This is a genomic window from Vibrio ziniensis, assembly GCF_011064285.1.
In the GTDB taxonomy this organism is placed as follows: domain Bacteria; phylum Pseudomonadota; class Gammaproteobacteria; order Enterobacterales; family Vibrionaceae; genus Vibrio; species Vibrio ziniensis.
The window spans coordinates 1,392,948-1,409,443 of the sequence record NZ_CP049331.1; the positions used below are offsets into that span (position 1 = coordinate 1,392,948).

Annotated in this window: 14 protein-coding genes; 6 read left to right on the top strand and 8 right to left on the bottom strand. The window is 44.7% G+C overall.

Annotation, left to right across the window (positions count from 1 at the left end):
• Positions 1-24: 24 nt before the first annotated feature.
• From G5S32_RS06370 to G5S32_RS06380, 3 genes are all read right to left on the bottom strand, one after another.
• Entirely contained in the window at positions 25-1,410 is a 1,386-nt protein-coding gene (locus tag G5S32_RS06370; RefSeq protein WP_165311223.1) for a TRAP transporter large permease, read from the bottom strand.
• Positions 1,397-1,939 (bottom strand): TRAP transporter small permease subunit, encoded by a 543-nt coding sequence (locus G5S32_RS06375; RefSeq protein ID WP_102942079.1) that lies wholly within the window; start codon positions 1,937-1,939, stop codon positions 1,397-1,399. The genes G5S32_RS06370 and G5S32_RS06375 overlap by 14 nt, the downstream gene beginning before the upstream one ends.
• Positions 1,940-2,006: 67 nt before the next feature.
• On the bottom strand, positions 2,007-3,077 hold the full coding sequence (locus G5S32_RS06380; protein ID WP_102942080.1) for a TRAP transporter substrate-binding protein: 1,071 nt from the start codon (positions 3,075-3,077) through the stop codon (positions 2,007-2,009).
• Between the two features lie 204 nt (positions 3,078-3,281).
• Between G5S32_RS06380 and G5S32_RS06385 the strand changes: the two genes are divergently transcribed.
• From G5S32_RS06385 to G5S32_RS06410, 6 genes are all read left to right on the top strand, one after another.
• Entirely contained in the window at positions 3,282-4,667 is a 1,386-nt protein-coding gene (locus G5S32_RS06385; RefSeq protein ID WP_165311224.1) for a cache domain-containing protein, read from the top strand.
• Positions 4,664-5,293 carry a response regulator gene (locus G5S32_RS06390; RefSeq protein ID WP_102942082.1) on the top strand — a complete coding sequence of 210 codons (630 nt, stop codon included), beginning with the start codon at positions 4,664-4,666 and terminating at the stop codon, positions 5,291-5,293. The genes G5S32_RS06385 and G5S32_RS06390 overlap by 4 nt, the downstream gene beginning before the upstream one ends.
• On the top strand, positions 5,293-6,237 hold the full coding sequence (locus tag G5S32_RS06395; protein ID WP_165311225.1) for a LysR family transcriptional regulator: 945 nt from the start codon (positions 5,293-5,295) through the stop codon (positions 6,235-6,237). Before G5S32_RS06390 ends, G5S32_RS06395 begins: the two co-directional genes overlap by 1 nt.
• A 106-nt stretch (positions 6,238-6,343) precedes the next feature.
• Positions 6,344-7,927 (top strand): acyl CoA:acetate/3-ketoacid CoA transferase, encoded by a 1,584-nt coding sequence (locus G5S32_RS06400; protein ID WP_165311226.1) that lies wholly within the window; start codon positions 6,344-6,346, stop codon positions 7,925-7,927.
• A gap of 63 nt (positions 7,928-7,990) precedes the next feature.
• Positions 7,991-8,725, top strand: a complete 735-nt coding sequence (gene fabG, locus G5S32_RS06405) for a 3-oxoacyl-ACP reductase FabG (protein ID WP_165311227.1) — start codon at positions 7,991-7,993, stop codon at positions 8,723-8,725.
• 16 nt (positions 8,726-8,741) lie between these two features.
• The gene (locus tag G5S32_RS06410; protein ID WP_165311228.1) at positions 8,742-9,962 is read left to right on the top strand and encodes an acetyl-CoA C-acetyltransferase; all 1,221 of its coding nucleotides are present in this window, start codon (positions 8,742-8,744) and stop codon (positions 9,960-9,962) included.
• Between the two features lie 156 nt (positions 9,963-10,118).
• Here the strand turns inward: G5S32_RS06410 and G5S32_RS06415 are convergent, their stop codons facing one another.
• The 5 genes from G5S32_RS06415 to guaD all read right to left on the bottom strand — a co-directional run bounded on the left by G5S32_RS06415 (position 10,119) and on the right by guaD (position 16,496).
• Positions 10,119-10,727 carry a glutathione S-transferase family protein gene (locus G5S32_RS06415; RefSeq protein ID WP_165311229.1) on the bottom strand — a complete coding sequence of 203 codons (609 nt, stop codon included), beginning with the start codon at positions 10,725-10,727 and terminating at the stop codon, positions 10,119-10,121.
• Positions 10,728-11,155: 428 nt separating this feature from the next.
• Complete coding sequence (locus tag G5S32_RS06420) at positions 11,156-13,075, bottom strand: methyl-accepting chemotaxis protein (RefSeq protein ID WP_246201065.1); 1,920 nt, start codon at positions 13,073-13,075, stop codon at positions 11,156-11,158.
• 412 nt (positions 13,076-13,487) lie between these two features.
• Positions 13,488-13,769: an EF-hand domain-containing protein gene (locus tag G5S32_RS06425; protein ID WP_165311230.1), complete on the bottom strand. Its 282-nt coding sequence runs from the start codon at positions 13,767-13,769 to the stop codon at positions 13,488-13,490.
• A 139-nt stretch (positions 13,770-13,908) separates the two neighbouring features.
• On the bottom strand, positions 13,909-15,183 hold the full coding sequence (locus G5S32_RS06430; protein ID WP_165311231.1) for a urate hydroxylase PuuD: 1,275 nt from the start codon (positions 15,181-15,183) through the stop codon (positions 13,909-13,911).
• Positions 15,129-16,496 (bottom strand): guanine deaminase, encoded by a 1,368-nt coding sequence (gene guaD / locus G5S32_RS06435; RefSeq protein WP_165311232.1) that lies wholly within the window; start codon positions 16,494-16,496, stop codon positions 15,129-15,131. The genes G5S32_RS06430 and guaD overlap by 55 nt, the downstream gene beginning before the upstream one ends.

Here is a 16,496-nt window from a genome sequence, read left to right on the forward strand (position 1 = left end):
ATCGATTTCAATACATTATAGGTTTTACCCATAAGCCACACTTGGAAACCACAGTACCAGTTGCGGCCAAACGACGAGACAAACCAGAGCAAATAGTTGAATCAAAATGAAAGGTACTACGCCTCGGTAGATATCTTTCAGGGTTACGTCTTCAGGGCAAACACCTTTGAGATAGAACAGGGCAAATCCCACTGGCGGTGTTAAGAAGCTGGTTTGAAGCGCCATGGCCACCAACATCACAAACCAAACCAATGAAGGATCATCAACCACGCCGTGACCGTCCAGTTCGAAACCCAAACTTTTTACTACTGGTGCTAGTAATGGCAGCGCAATTAAGGTGATTTCAATCCAGTCTAGGAAGAAACCTAGGAAGAACACAATCATCAAAATAAACGCAATAATGCCGTATGGACCAAATGGTAATCCTCTTAGGAAACTCTCAATCAGTTCGTCGCCACCCAACTCGCGCAGAACGAGTGCGAAGCAAGATGCCCCTAGAAAAATCATAAAGATGTAAGCCGTCGTACCGTAGGAAGCTAACACCACTTCTTTAACAACTTTCAGATTGAGTTTCTTGTTGTAGACAGCAAGTAAAGTTGCACCTAGTGCACCAATGCCAGAAGCTTCGGTCGGTGTTGCGATACCTGCGAAGATTGAACCCAGCACTACAAAGATCAGTATTACCGTTGGTGTGATGTCTTTGAACACTTGCAGAATTAGACTCCATTCAACCGGTTGAATGTCTTCTGGGATCGGTGCTTTCACTGGGTTCATCTTACCGACGAACAAAATGTAGAGGATATAGAACAGACCTAACAATAACCCCGGAATAACTGCACCCATAAAAAGGTCACCCACAGACAGTCCGAGCTGGTCTGCCATGATGACCAACATAATGGAAGGTGGGAGAAGGATTCCCAAAGTGCCAGCGGATGCCACTGTGCCAAGAGCCAGAGGTAGGTGGTAGCCTTGACGTATCATGGTAGGCAGTGACATTACCGCGAGAAGCACAACCGACGCACCAATGATGCCCGTTGAAGCTGCGAGAATGATGCCTATCGCCATTACCGTGACCGCAAGTCCACCATGAACTTTACCAAATAGTGCTTGCATGGATGCCATCAGTTTTTCGGCAATTCCTGATTTATCCAGCATATTGCCCATGAAAATGAACATTGGAAGCGCGACCAAAATCCAGTTATCCATGATTTTGTAAATGCGGTTTACCACTAAGCCAAGGCTGGTGAAGTTCAATCCGGTAAAAGTATCGAGATAAATATCCGCGAGGTACCCAACACCCGCAAAGAATACGCCAATACCACCTAAAACATAGGCTACAGGAATCCCAGTAAATAGAAGCAGGATAAACGAGCCGAACATCGCGATTACAATCCACTCATTTGGTTCCATGGCTATTTCCTTTGTAAATGATTTCTAAATTGCGCAGCACTTTTGCCAGCATTGAAAGCAGCAATAGTGAGAAACTGATTGGAATAACACTTTTGATTATCCAGCGATAAGGCAAACCAGAAGGGGAAGCCGAGCTTTCATTCACTCGCCAAGACTCATAGGTGAAGTCGTAGGAATGGATGATCACTACAATCACAAACGGTGCTGCCAGAAGCAGCAGACCTAGCAAGTCAATAATCGCTTTTTTGCGCTCACTAAACTTGTGGTAAAAAAGGTCGACTCGCACATGCATATCGCTTATTTGCGCGTACGCGGTGCCGAACATAACGGCGGTCGCATACAAATGCCATTGCAATTCTTCCAACGTGATCTGCCCGTTAGAAAAGACTTTGCGCAAAATAACTTGAAGAACGATAACACCGATAAGAAATACGTTAGTCCAAGCAAGAATTTTACTCGCAGACTGAACAACTCTTTCGATGTGGTAGTAAACAGGAATAGGTGGGGTTGAGCATAACACCTTACTCATTGCTTTCTCCTTGCCTGATTAGGGCTGGATGTTCAAATCCAGCCCATATTTCCGATGTATGTAAGGATTACTCTAGAGTTGCGCGTGGTAGGAAACCGTTCGCTTGCCACAACGCATATCCCTGGCGGAATGTGCTTAGGTCAGTCCATACTTTATCGAAGAAAGGATCTTCAGATTTTTTCTCTTCAACCACTTCTAGCCAAGTTTTCTTGAACAAATCCAACATCTCTTTGCTCCAGTAGCGAATTTCTACGCCATTTTGTTTCGCTTTTTCCATCGCGGTAAACTGAATTGCTTCACCTTCTGCAATCGAATAAGTCATCGATGCCATACACGTGGTTTCGATAGCGTCATGTTGGGTTTGGCTCATTTCGTTCCAAGTATCTTTGTTAATCAACAGTTCAAAGATGGTGGATTGTTGGTGCCAACCTGGGAAGTAGTTGTATTTTGCTACTTTGTGGAAGCCTAAGCGTTCATCGATAGCTGGTTGAGAGAACTCAGAGGCATCGATTGCACCTTTCTCAAGTGCGCCAAAGATTTCGCCACCCGGCAGTTGCACTGTACCAGCGCCCAGTTTCTCCATAACTGATGCGCCTAAGCCGAAGAAACGCATGTTCAGACCTTTTAAATCTTCTGGTTTGTCGATTGGTTTTCTAAACCAACCTGAAGATTCAGGGGAGATGATTGCGCATGGCAGAACTTTTACGTTGTAGCCACCTTGGTCATACATTTCTTGATATAGCTTCAAGCCATTGCCGAAGTACATCCAAGCCATGTATTCACCCGCTTCTGGTCCAAAAGGAACCGCAGAAAACAGCGCGGAAGCCGGTAGTTTGCCTTGCCAGTAGCCAGCGGTTGAATAGCCAGAGTTTACTTTGCCGGTAGAAACCGCATCTAAAATTTCAGCAGGGTTAACCAGTTTACCCGGCTCATAAATTTTCATTTTGACTGTGCCACCAGACGTTTGACCGATGTGGTCTGCGTACCATTGAATTGGCGTACCCAATGCTGGTAAGTGGCTGCCGAAAGCAATCGGAGTTTTCAGGAGGATCTTTTTGTCTTCAGCATGTGCACTAAGTGAAAGTCCAACTGACGTTAAAGCAATGGCAGTTGCAATGGCAGCTTTTTTCAAATTCATAACATAGTCCTTGTTTGGTTTTTATGTGCTAATAAATGTGAACATTTCGTATTTAACGATGTTAATTTAATGTTACATTTGAGCTGAGTATAAGCAGGGGTAAACGGATGCTCTATTGGTGAAATTGCGCAAATTGAGTGAGTAGTTTGGGCAGTTTTTGATACAGGGAATCCGTAAAACTACGTATAAGAATTGGAAGCAAATATGGGCTTTGTCAGGAACAGAAAGCTAACCGTTAACATCATTTTACTGTCGATTGTTCCCTTGATTATTGTGGTGGCGATTGTCGCTGCGATTCTTTTTAGCCAAGCAAAACAATTAGTTGAAGATCAAGTTCAGCTCACTAGAAACAATATTCTGGCTGCCAAAAAACAAGAGTTGCAGCAGTACGTAGAAATGGCAGTAAAAAGTATCATGCCTTACTACCATGATGAGTCGTTGAGTGAAGAACACGCCAAGCAGATTGTTGCCGAAAAATTGAGCCAGTTAACATATGGCGTTGATGGTTACTTCTTTGTTTATAACTGGAAAGGTGATGCCATAGTACTGCCTTATCAGCCAGAACGTATTGGCGTTAACTGGTGGGAAGTTGAGGATGTAAAAGGCAAAAAGCTGCTGCAAGAGTTGATTCGCGTGGGCAGGGCGGGCGGCGGTTTTGTCGATTATTTATGGCACAAGCCATCAACTAAAGAGCCGCTTCCCAAGCTCAGTTACGCAATTTCATTAGACAAATGGCAGTGGATGGTAGGAACCGGCGTCTATCTGGATGATATCGAGCGTCAAGTCTCTCATATGCAAAACGGCTACGACCAAAACGTAGGCAGAACCAGCAGCGCGCTGTTCTTTGTCATGTTGATATCCATCTCTGTTATTGCCGCTTTAGGCGCTTCCTTAAACTTGAACATACGCCGCTTGGCGAATGAACAACTCAGTGTTTTGAACCAGCAGATCATCGACTCTCAGGAAAATGAACGTCAGCGAGTATCCCGTGAGTTGCATGACGGTGTTAATCAGCTTTTAGTCGCAGCGAAATATCGTTTGGACAACGTTGGGAAAGAATTGCATCAAGAACAACAAGTGAGAGAGCTAGACGCCAGTAAGCGAGTAATGGAACAAGCAATTGTTGAACTTCGTAGGATCTCTCGAGATTTAAGACCACCTCAGTTGGATGACTTGGGATTGGTTGCAGGTATTGAAGCTTATATTAACGACATGCGTCAACGTACTGAATTGGAGTTGGTGTTTGAACACGACATTGATGGTGTCGAGATGGTTCAAGAGGTTGAAACAACCTTATATCGCGTGATTCAGGAAGCAGTACATAACGTCGAAAAACATGCTCAGGCTCAGGGTGTTGACATCATTATGCAGCGAGAAGGGCAACTACTGATTTTAACGGTGAGCGATGACGGAATCGGTATCGCACCGACCATAGCAAAACCGGGGAAACGTAATAAACCAAATTTGGAACATATGGGGTTACAGAATATGAAGGATCGTATTCACGCCATTGGCGGAACGTTCGCCGTATCAAGCATACCGGGCGAAGGTACGGAAATTCGCGTCAGCTTAAATATGGAGTTTGTATGATTAAGTTGGTACTTGCTGATGATCATCGCTTAATGCAGGACGGTTTGAAATCTCGTTTAGAGAGGGAAGACAATCTTGAGATTCTGTCTTGTGTCGGTACGGGGGCTGATGCACTCAAAGCGACACTTACACTCAAACCGGATGTGCTTTTGCTGGACATTAATATGCCCAACATGAACGGCATCGAGATGCTTGAAAAGCTTTCCCAATCTAAGTCAGAAACCGCAGTGATTATGCTGTCGATGCACGACAGTAAAGACTACGTGGTTCGCTCGGTAAAAGCGGGAGCAAAGGGCTATGTGTTGAAAGATGTGGGTTCTGAAGAGTTGGTGATGGCGATTAATCAGGTAGCTCAGGGGCGTTCTTATCTTTGCCCTCAAGCATCTGACCGTTTGCTTGAACAAATCAACGATAAACCAGAACCGAAAGACGATGAACTCTCCAAGCGCGAGTTTGATGTTCTCAAACTTATTGTCAATGGAGCAGGGAACAAAGAGATAGCTGACACGCTACACATCAGTGTGAGAACCGTTGAAACACATCGATTGAGAATAAAGAAAAAGCTTGGTGCTACCTCTACCGCTGCGCTGGTTAAACTTGCGTTAGATAAAGGGCTGGTAAGCTGATGACAGGGAAATTGCTCTCCAGTCGCCAGCCAATCTTGGATAAGATTGTCTTTTTCTGTGCGGTGCTGAGAACGGGTTCATTTCGCGAAGCGGCTCTTCAACAAGGGCTTTCACCTGCTGCGGGAAGCCGCTGGGTGAAAGAGCTCGAAGAGGCAATGTCCGTTGAACTTATCAAAAGAAGCACACGACAATTGGTGGCGACTCAGGCTGGGCAGCTTCTTTACGAACGCTTCTCTCCGCTGCTGCCGGACATCAACAATCTGTGTGAAGAGGTTCAGAACCTTGCGGCTGAGCAGCAAGGCGAAATAAAAATATCTTCAACGCCTCTGTTTGCGCGCCAGTACCTGACGAAAATCGTGGCTGAATACATGGAAATGCATCCTCAAGTGCATTTCCGAATCTTTATTGAAGCGGGAGACTTTGATCCTCTCACTATCGATTTTGCATTCAGAGCCACAGCCAATTATGACGGCGACATCTCTCCAGATTCTTTGATTGTGCGAAAGCGCGTTCTTACGGAACCACTTTATCTCTGCGCTTCAAAACACTATTTGCAGGAACATGGTGTGCCTGAAACCCCTGAGTTTTTAACACAGCATCGTTGCCTGTACGCGAGAACTCTATTGGGAGGAAATCGCTGGAGCTTTGAACTGAATGGCAAGCAAGAATTCGTGACCATTCAGGACACACTAGAGTGTGACAACAGTGAAATGCTGCTCGATTTCGCGATGGAACACGCGGGAATTGCTTATCTACCTCATTCACTGGTGCACAAGTGCATTGAAAGTGGCGATTTGATTCAGATCTTGCCCGATTATCGTTGCGCCAGCTTTGATATTGACCTTTTGTATCGTCCTCGTTCGCCGATGCCCGAGCGTTGTGCTCGCTTTAAACAGTACTTGTTAGAGCGAGTGAGTGCTATGCGCAGCGAAGGGATGTTCTAGTACGGATGATTGTTGCAAATTAGAAATTCACAATCTCTATATGTGCAATTATCAAACAGACTCTCTGCGTCTAACCTGAAATTCATCAAATCAAGGAAGGTGAATTGTGGTTAAACAACTTACAGCAGAGCAAGCAGCGCAATGGATTGAAAACGGGCAGTCAGTCATGCTCGGAGGCTTTATTGGCAGTGTAGTACCTGAAGCCATCGAACGTGCCATTGGTGAACGGTTTCAACAGTCAGGTTTGCCGAAAGATCTCACTCTGGTTTTCGCTGCTGGTCAGGGCGATGGTAAATCACGAGCTATTAATCATCTTGCACAGCAAGGTTTGGTGAAAAGAGCCATTGGTGGACACTGGGGGCTTGTACCTAAACTGCAACAGCTAGTGGTAGATAATCTGATCGAAGGCTACAACCTGCCTCAAGGCGTAATTTCTCATCTGCTACGTGATAGCGCAGCCGGCAAGCCTGGTTTGTTTACCAAAGTTGGATTGGGCACTTTCGTCGACCCGCGTATTGAAGGTGGAAAGCTCAATTCCATTACGTCGCAAGACTGGGTGCGAGTCGCGGAAATCGATGGTGAAGAGTATCTATTTTACAAAAAGCTTCCTATTGATGTGGCGATTTTGCGTGGCACAACCGCCGATGAAAACGGCAATATCACCATGGAAGATGAGTGTCTGATTGTTGAAAGCCTCGCCGCGGCGCAGGCTGCAACCAACAACAATGGCAAAGTGATTGTTCAGGTTAAGCAAATCGTACCCGCAGGTACGCTAGACCCACATCTGGTCAAAATTCCGGGCATATTCGTTGATGCGGTTGTAGTGTGTGAAGACCTAAGCGAGCACATGCAGACGTTTGCGAGCCAAATGAATCCTGAGTTTATCGGGCGTGGCAACAAACCATCTCACAGCAAAATTACAGCCTCGAATGTTGAACAAACGGTTGAAGCTGTCATCGACGCGAAAACCATTATTGCCCGACGTGCAGCGTTGGAACTGAAAGTAAACTCAGTACTTAATCTTGGCATTGGTGCGCCTGAATATATTGCGAAAGTCGCTCAGCAAGCGGGCATTCTGGATAAATTCACTCTGACGGTGGAACCGGGCGCCGTGGGTGGCTCTCCAGCCAGTGGATTAGATTTTGGTGCTTCCGCATTTCCTGACGCCATTATCGGACAAGATCAAATGTTCGACTTCTATGATGGTGGTGGCGTCGATCAAGCGTTTTTAGGGCTTGCTCAATGTGATGCTAAAGGTGATATCAATGTCTCCCGATTCGGCACCAAAATCGCCGGATGTGGCGGATTTATCAATATTACGCAAAACGCCAAAGAGGTGTATTTCTGTGGCACTTTCACCGCCAAAGGTTTGGATGTTCAGGTGGAAGGTGGGCAACTGCAAATCACTACTGAAGGTAGCCAAAGTAAGTTCATCTCCAAAGTCGAGCAAATCACCTTCAGTGCCTATCAGGCATTAAAAGCGAATAAGCCAGTGCTTTACATCACTGAAAGGGCGGTATTTCGAATGGTAGCGCAAGGTATAGAGCTGATAGAAGTTGCTCCGGGTATTGATGTTGACCGCGACATACTCCATCACATGGCGTTTAAGCCTTTGATTAGCCCTGAGTTAACAACAATGGATAGCGCCATTTTCCAACCCCAATTTTCTATAAATCTGCACTCTGACTAGATATCAGAAGTGGATTAAAACCCTACAGTTAAATAAAAAAGATAAAACAAAAGGTCAGCAAATATGTTTCAAAACAAGATATGTATTGTCACAGGTGCCGCACAAGGAATCGGTAAAGCAGTGGTTGAGCGTTTTTATTCTCAAGGCGCTGAAATGGTCTATGCATTGGACATGAATGATAAGGCGCTGATGGAAGCTTATTCCCATATTGAGCGAGTCGTACCTGTCACTATCAATATCTGCGACAGAGCTGCGATTGCAGAGCTTGTCGCCAGTATTCAAGCTCAATTCGGACGAGTGGATGTGCTTGTTAACAACGCCGGTGTCACGCGTGATGCTCTAATCGATAAGATGACGGAAGCGGACTGGGATTTAGTCATTGATGTCAATTTGAAGGGTGTGTTTAACGTTACCCAAGCGGTTGCCCCTTTAATGATGGAAAACAACTATGGCTCTATCGTAACTATGTCTTCTGTTGTTGGTACTGATGGCAACATTGGTCAAAGCAATTACGCAGCAACTAAAGGTGGCGTGATTGCAATGAGCAAAAGCTGGGCGAAAGAGTTTTCACGCAAAGGTGCGCAAGTGAGATCAAACTGTGTTGCTCCTGGCTTTATCGAAACACCAATGACGGCGGATCTTCCTGAAAAAGTTCTCAACATGATGAAAGTGAAAACACCGTTAGGGCGCATGGGAACCACCGAGGATATCGCCAATGGCGTAGAGTTTTTGGCAAGTGATAAGTCGAGTTTTATTACCGGACAAGTACTAAAAATTGACGGTGGATTGGTGCTCTAATTGGGGAAATAAAACTATGGCTAACAAAGTTTATATTGTTGCAGCGAAACGCACCGCAATCGGCACTTTTATGGGCAGTTTGTCGCCACTATCAGCGGTAGAACTCGGCAGCGCCACAATTAAAGCTGCATTGGAACAATCGGGTATTCAACCCAAAATTGTGGATGAAGTTATTGCGGCAAATGTGCTCAGTGCTGGGCAAGGACAGGGGGTAGGACGACAAGCAGCAATGCATGCAGGTATCCCAGCTGAAACGCCGGCATACACACTCAATATGATTTGTGGCAGCGGGATGAAGTCCATTTTGAATGCAGTGAACGCTATTCGATCTGGTGACGCAGAGATTGTCGTCGCTACAGGAATGGAGAGCATGAGTAATGCGCCTTTTGTCATGAATAGCAACCTCCGTTCAGGCAATAAAATGGGCGACTTCTCTGCCACCGATACCATATTAAAAGATGGATTAACGGATGCGTTCAGCGGCATCCATATGGGCATTACAGCCGAAAAAATTGCCAAGCAGTTTTCTATTAGTCGCGAAGAGCAGGATAAGTTTGCTTTAGCCAGCCAACATAAAGCGGAAGCTGCAATTAAAGCAGGGCGGTTTAGCCAAGAGATTATCCCGCTTGAGGTCAAAACTCGTAAAGGTACTGTCTCGGTGGAAACCGACGAGCATCCTCGCTTTGGCGTAACACTTGAAGCGCTTTCCCTGCTTCGCCCCGCGTTTGAAAAAGAGGGATCAGTGACCGCAGGTAATGCTTCAGGTATCAATGACGGCGCGTTTGCACTTGTGATTGCTAGTGAGAACGCAGTCAAGCAGCATGGATTGCAACCGTTAGTGGAAGTGGTATCGACAGGACAAGGTGGTGTCGATCCAGAAGTTATGGGTTTAGGTCCAGTTCCAGCGATTAAACAGGCGTTAACTCGCGCCAAATTGAACCTCTCAGATATCGACAAAGTGGAACTCAACGAAGCTTTCGCAGCGCAAGCTATTGGTGTGATGAAGAGCCTTTCAGAGCAGCACAATCTGGAACAATCTTGGTTTGATGAACACGTTAATGTGAACGGAGGTGCTATTGCACTGGGTCACCCTATTGGCGCATCCGGTGGGCGTATCGTCACAAGTTTGATTTATGAAATGTTGCGTTCCCAATCTAAGTTTGGGCTTGCATCCTTATGTATTGGTGGTGGTATGGGAACGGCATTAGTGTTGGCGAATCCTATCAACGTACATTAGATTATGTTTTTTACAAACCGCTATATTGTCGCTTGAAGTGTAGAATTTGTTATAGCGGTTTAATGTCATTGTGAACCCGTTCCTGCAACCCATGAATCTGATTGTTAAATAGAGATGGAAAATTCTATTTAATTCAACAGGAATGCTAGTAGGTTATTATGCTTTGTAGCCTTTTAAAAACACTTGATGTTGGGCCACTCGTTCCATGTGTGCTTTTAAATTAGCTCCATGTTTATCAACGAGGTCTAATGGGATATGGTCCAATACTCCCGAACATAGGTGACGAACCATTAACATTACTCGCAAGTCTGCGATAGTCAGGCGATCATCAGCAAAGAAATCCCCAGCTTGTTCGAGTTTCTTAGCAAAGAACTTTAAATAAGTAGGAAAGACAGTTGCTGCTAGTTTCTCCCGTTGTGACTTTAACTCATCGCCTTGCAAAGCGAACGTAGCTGCCAGTTTTGACGTAAGTTCTTCTGAGGCGTCTAAAATTTCATCACACAACAAGGCTTGGATTGCATCTTCTGGGTAGAGCCCAGTCAGTTTTCCTACATATCGATTAATTGCATTTGATTGAGTGACTTGGTGACCTTCTACGTCAAGTACTGGCACTTTACCTAATGGGTAGTCCTTCGCTCTTTCAGCGAATTCTGCAAATGAGAAACGTACATCGTCGAAATCTATTCCAGCATATCTCAAGGCAATGCGGGCTGGTTCAGCGCGACCGCCTGCAAAATCAAAATAATGAATGCACAGTTTGCTCATATCGTAATCCCTTTGTTCGGTGTTTTTGTAAGCTGATAAGTCGCCAAATTTTGCGACAGCCACACAAAAAATAATCTACCCAAGTCGGATTTGCGAGTTTTTACCCTAAAGGGAGACGAAAATATTTATATGATGTTATTTGAGTTAGGAATACATCTGAATAGCAAAGTCACCTACTGCTTTACCAGCGTAAGTCGAAAATGGGGATTGCGAGCAGTGAGTCTCATCAAGCGAGAATGAGATCTCACCCGATAACTCATACCATCCTAGATAAAAATATGATCAGACTGAGCATCGGCAGAACTGCGAATAGGCGTCAAACGTAAACGCGCATTCATTCTTCCCTGAAGCTCCACCGAGCCATCCATGGCTCGGAGGGTTTGCTTATCGACGCCTATTCACTGATCAGGAAATTATCCAGATTGGTATCAAACCCTGAACTTAGATACTTGACTGTTAAGCTCTAGATACACGTTATTGAGATCATTAAACTGTTGGCGAATTTCTTTGGACGCTCGATCTACTCCATCAGTTTGGTCTTTCATTGATATTAGGTTTTGGTTTATCTCGTTTGAAACGCTGGATTGTTCCTGTGTAGCCATAGCAGTTTGTTCAGATAAATCACGTACCGAGTTGAAAGAGTTAGTAAGCGCATCAAACACTTGAATCACGCTCTCAAAGTTATTTACGGCACTGTTGGCGTTGTCTTTACTCAGTTTAATTGCTGTAAACGCATCTGAAACGCTGTCGGTCAGTTGACTTATCATCTTCTCAATTTGGTTGGTACTTTCACCTGTCTGTGTGGCGAGCTTACGTACTTCGTCGGCCACTACAGCAAATCCTCGTCCAAACTCACCAGCGCGAGCTGCTTCAATAGCGGCATTCAACGCTAACAGGTTGGTTTGTTCGGCAATACCGCGAATCACTTCCAAAACAGATGAAATAGCTTCTGAGTTTTTTTCCAGTTCTTCTGCTTTTGTCATTGTCACATCGATATTGCCGACTAGCGAATCGATGCTGGAGTGTGAAGATCTTACTACGTCGCGTCCACGTTCAATGTATTCTGAAGCTTTAGTTGATTCATCAGACGTATTGGATGCAACATCTGCCATCTGGGCATTTGCCATCGACATTTCACTGGCAGCACTTACAATAGAATCGCTAGAATCAACCATTTTTTGCGTGATGTTGCTGACAGAGTTAGCAACAGCTTCCAACTTCTGAGTTGAGTCTCCCAATGCAGAACTTTTTAGTTGGATAGTATTCATTATGGTTTGTAAATTGCTAACAAAGGCATCGAATTCTATGGATAAATCACCAAGTTCGTCTTTGGCTTCCGAGTTGATTCTTGCTGTTAAATCTCCATCACCTTCAGAGATCTCTCGAATTCGCTGAGAGATATTGTTTACATTCTGCGTAATCTGTCTAGGTATATAGTAGCTGATTGAGAACGCTACGAGGAAACCGATAACCGCTACAACAATGGTGAAGTTTTGGAAACGCTGGATCTCCTCACTAGTCTCCTTCTCTTTTACTCTGCCTTGGTTTTTAACTGTTTCTCCAGCTTTATCCAGTACATCACGAATACGTTCAAATTTCTCGTCAGTTGCTGCTAGTATGTCTTTTTGACTACCAGAAATTTTAATTTCATCAGAATCCATAAGAGTTGAACTGTCTTTGAACCAGCCAGAAAACAGGGTATCAAACTGGGCATACGGCGTAACAAACTGAGGCTCTGGCGCCATCAAGGTTCGATAAGACTGAAAACGATTAGTGGCCTGCAGCGCGTTTTCTTGAAAGTCGTTAAGATTTTTCTCGGCATCGCCAATACCTGTTAGGTATTTTTGTTGTGCTAAACGCGCTTGATAGAGGTCGCGATCAGCGTTGAGAACTTCAGCAAGAGCATCCAGATAACGTTTAAGTACTTGGCGATCAATGTTATCAACTGTCAAATTTGACGCGTGGGTCCTAAGTTTTGCTTCAGCATCGTCGAGTAGGTTACGCATAGTAAAAAAGTTTTTATCAATATCAGCCAGACGATTATTAACGAATTGGTTTGCGATATAGATAGACGTGACATTTTTACTGCTTTGAACCCAATCGTCGTAAAGTGTGTCAAAGTTCTTAAAGGGCTCTAGCAGTGCTGGTTCATCTTTCAGATAATTACGGAAGCTTTGAAATCGGTCATAGACTTGTTTAGCGTTTTCATCGAAATCTTGTTGTTGTTTTTGTTTGTCGCCGTAGTCAGATAGCTTTTCAGCTTGAGCTAAGCGTGCTTGATAGATATCCCTATCTGCATTCAGCACCACTGCAATAGCTTCAAAGTAGGATTTGGTTTGTTTTTCCATCGCTCGCTCTTCTATCTTGATGATTATTTCCATAAAGACAAAAATTGAGAGAACTAGAATAGTCAGTAGAATAATAGGGAGCATCATCTTTAATCGAATAGAATGAAGCCTCATACTAACCTCTTAAACTAATAAATGTTGACCACACAAAAGTGGCAGATTTCGTTTAGATCCAGTGTAGTTCAACGTTGCATATGCGCAAATTTAAACCAGAAGATGCTTCAGGTTGATCATTTCTAAAAGGTTTAACGTACAACTTTATGAATAAGCAAAATTGACTGTATGAACCAATAAGTATTGGGTTCGGCTAAAGGTCCGCATGTATGAGATGCTTATCTTGAACAAGGGAAATGCGTGTGATGTGGAACGAGCCAGCACTTTGTGTATCTGGCTCGAATTGTAACTCTTCAGATTAATCGTTTTTCGATGGCATTGGCGGTTTGTGATTTTGCATAAACTCGTCGAGCTCTGCTTGGGTTATTGCGCCGTCGCCATTTTGGTCAATTTGAGAAAAATCGTTGCTGATTGGCCCCTCTAACTCATCGCTAGTGAGTACGCCATCACCGTTGTTATCCATGTCACTAAAGCTTGGTGGTGGTCCCATATCTGGGCGGTCAGGTGGTGAGCTTTGTGCGAAAGCAGAACCTGCGCTAAGTAGGCAAGCAATTAAAGTGCTGAAAGAGGTAAGTTTCATGATCGTTTTTCCTTATTAACGAGTTCATTGAATTTGAGATGAACTATTTGGCTGCTAAATAAGAAAAGAGTTCTGGTGCTTACACAGTTTTACGAAGGGATAAAAAACCACCAGCATTGAGCTGGTGGTTTTCGTATGGTCAGTTAATCGTATTTAATAAATCACCTAACTGTTGACGTTCTTCGTCCGTCATTTTTGTCTTATTGAGGAAAGGCATATCTCCACTCACTACAGCTCGCGCAAGAATTCTCGGTTTCCATCGTTCAACATCTTGCCAGCTATCGAACATCGCACCACCTTGAGCGACCTTAAATACATCATCGGTAGGCGCTGAACTGTGGCACTGACTGCATCGCGTTTGGATGATCTCAAAAGCATCGTGCTGCTGCTGAGTTAAGCTCGCTGTAGTTGTTGTTTCTGCAGTTGTGTTCGAACTTGGGCTGGCCATCACAGCTGCTTCACTGTTTTTCACTTTTGCTGCACTTTTCGCTGTATGCATTTGTTCAGTGGCTTGCCAACTGATCACAACTGCAAGTGCAAACATAGCCGCAGCGCCTGTGTACATCACACTTGGTTTTGACTGACCAGAGTGCTTAAGGTTGAAGTAATGACGGATGTAAGCACTGATAAGCATGATTAATAGACCAACCAACCAACTTTGTGCGTGTTGGTAAATCATTGGGTAGTGGTTACTGATCATTAAAAAGATGATAGGCAGAGTGAAGTAGTTATTGTGGATTGAACGACGTTTGCCTTCCAAACCCGGTGCTGGGTCAACAGGCTCTCCAGCGGCTACTTGTTTTACCATTTTGCGTTGACCAGGAATGATCTTATGGAAAACGTTGTTGACCATGATCGAACCAATTAACGCACCCATATGAATGAACGCACCGCGACCACTAAACATATGCGAGAACGCATAGAAGAATAGGGCACCGAACAAAATCAACACCGCGACAAACAGTGGCGTTGAACGATTTAGCGGAGAACGCATTAAACCTTCATAGACAACTACACCTAGGAAGATTCCGCCCACACCTAAGCTCACCGCTTGAAGCGTGCTAAGTTCCATCACACGTGGGTCAATCAGGTATGCTTGCGCGTTGAAGTAGTACATCCAAATCAGTAATGCAGTACCTGTCATCCAAGTGGTATAAGCTTCCCACTTAAACCAATGCAGCTTTTCAGGCATCTGTTCTGGGCCAACTTGATACTTGGCAACTTCGTAGAAGCCACCGCCGTGCACCGCCCAAAGATCGCCTTTAATTCCTTTGTCTTGTTTCCATTTTGGTGGCGTTTCTAATGAGTTATCCAACCAAGTGAAATAGAAACTTGCGCCAATCCATGCAACACCGCAGATTACATGGAACCACTTGATAAATAGCGCAATCCATTCGTAGAGTTGTGGCCACATAACATTACATCCTTTTGATAAACTAAATTTCCATGAACATAGGTTTTCTCGATCACTCGCTCGTCACCCAGTGTGACCAAAGCGAAAAGTTGCTCTGACAATTCCTGACAACGCAAAATGCGCTGCTTGAGCATTGGAAATGCAGTCAGATCGAGTTCCACGAAATCGGCTTCAGTGCCGATATTAAAATTGCCGATAAGATGATCGAGGCCCATCGCAGCTGCTGCACCTTGAGTACAGAGATAGAGAGACTCGAACGCGTCTAAGCTCACGCCTTGTAGCTGACAAACTTTGTACGCATCGCTTTGGTTGCGGAGTAAGCTCAAGCTAGTTCCTGCACCAACATCGCTGGCAATAGCGACCGGAATTCCCGCTTCTTTTGCTTTTTGATAGTCAAATAAACCACTGCCTAAAAACAGGTTCGAAGAAGGGCAGAACGCAATAGAAGCGCCGTTTGCAGCTAAAGATTTAAACTCACGATCATTAAGATGCAAAGCATGACCAAACAGAGCACGGTCTCGCACTAGGTTATAGCGCTCATACACAGCTAGGTAATCGTCTTCTTCTGGGAAGAGGTCTTTTACCCACGCCATTTCACCGTGGTTTTCACTCAAGTGGGTTTGAATAAAAGTATCCGGATGCTCTTTCGCAAGTTGTCCTGCTTTTGCAAGTTGCTCTGGCGTACTGGTTGGTGCAAAGCGAGGCGTAATGGCATAGAGCGCCCGCCCATTTTTGTGCCAACGTTCGATCAGTTCTTTACTGTCGCGATAGCCGGATTCAGGTGTGTCTTGCAGTTCGTCAGGACAAAATCGATCCATCATGATTTTGCCGCAAATCATTCGTGCATCATGTCGCTCAGCGGCTGCAAAAAACGCATTCACTGATTGTGGATGAACCGTTGCAAACACACTTGCTGTGGTTGTTCCGTGACTGAAAAGCTGCTGGATGAAAAATTCAGCTTGAGCGTTGCAGTAATCCTGCTTAGAAAACCTTAGCTCGGTTGGGAAGGTGTAAGTGTTTAACCAATCCAACAGCTGCTTACCATAGCTTGCAATCATCTCGATTTGCGGAAAGTGCACATGTGCATCTATCATCCCCGGAATAAGCAGTCCGTGGTGTTGAATCACGTGACCTTGAATTAACAGTGCTTTATTCGCAGAAACAGAAAAGAACTCTTTCGCTTCGCCCACATGGGTAATGCGTCCATTTTCCACCACGAGCACACCGTCGTTCCAATACTGATAGTTATCAGCTGGTGACGATGTCACTTGGGGAAAATGGAGTAAACTCCCTCTATGTACCTTAAACGTCAT

Bases quoted from the DNA above. Each gene is read 5' to 3' on its own strand.
- G5S32_RS06370 (WP_165311223.1), bottom strand. From the start codon at position 1,410: ATGGAACCAAATGAGTGGATTGTAATCGCGATGTTCGGCTCGTTTATC.
- G5S32_RS06375 (WP_102942079.1), bottom strand. From the start codon at position 1,939: ATGAGTAAGGTGTTATGCTCAACCCCACCTATTCCTGTTTACTACCAC.
- G5S32_RS06380 (WP_102942080.1), bottom strand. From the start codon at position 3,077: ATGAATTTGAAAAAAGCTGCCATTGCAACTGCCATTGCTTTAACGTCA.
- G5S32_RS06385 (WP_165311224.1), top strand. From the start codon at position 3,282: ATGGGCTTTGTCAGGAACAGAAAGCTAACCGTTAACATCATTTTACTG.
- G5S32_RS06390 (WP_102942082.1), top strand. From the start codon at position 4,664: ATGATTAAGTTGGTACTTGCTGATGATCATCGCTTAATGCAGGACGGT.
- G5S32_RS06395 (WP_165311225.1), top strand. From the start codon at position 5,293: ATGACAGGGAAATTGCTCTCCAGTCGCCAGCCAATCTTGGATAAGATT.
- fabG (WP_165311227.1), top strand. From the start codon at position 7,991: ATGTTTCAAAACAAGATATGTATTGTCACAGGTGCCGCACAAGGAATC.
- G5S32_RS06410 (WP_165311228.1), top strand. From the start codon at position 8,742: ATGGCTAACAAAGTTTATATTGTTGCAGCGAAACGCACCGCAATCGGC.
- G5S32_RS06415 (WP_165311229.1), bottom strand. From the start codon at position 10,727: ATGAGCAAACTGTGCATTCATTATTTTGATTTTGCAGGCGGTCGCGCT.
- G5S32_RS06420 (WP_246201065.1), bottom strand. From the start codon at position 13,075: ATGGAAAAACAAACCAAATCCTACTTTGAAGCTATTGCAGTGGTGCTG.
- G5S32_RS06425 (WP_165311230.1), bottom strand. From the start codon at position 13,769: ATGAAACTTACCTCTTTCAGCACTTTAATTGCTTGCCTACTTAGCGCA.
- G5S32_RS06430 (WP_165311231.1), bottom strand. From the start codon at position 15,183: ATGTGGCCACAACTCTACGAATGGATTGCGCTATTTATCAAGTGGTTC.
- guaD (WP_165311232.1), bottom strand. From the start codon at position 16,496: ATGACGTTTAAGGTACATAGAGGGAGTTTACTCCATTTTCCCCAAGTG.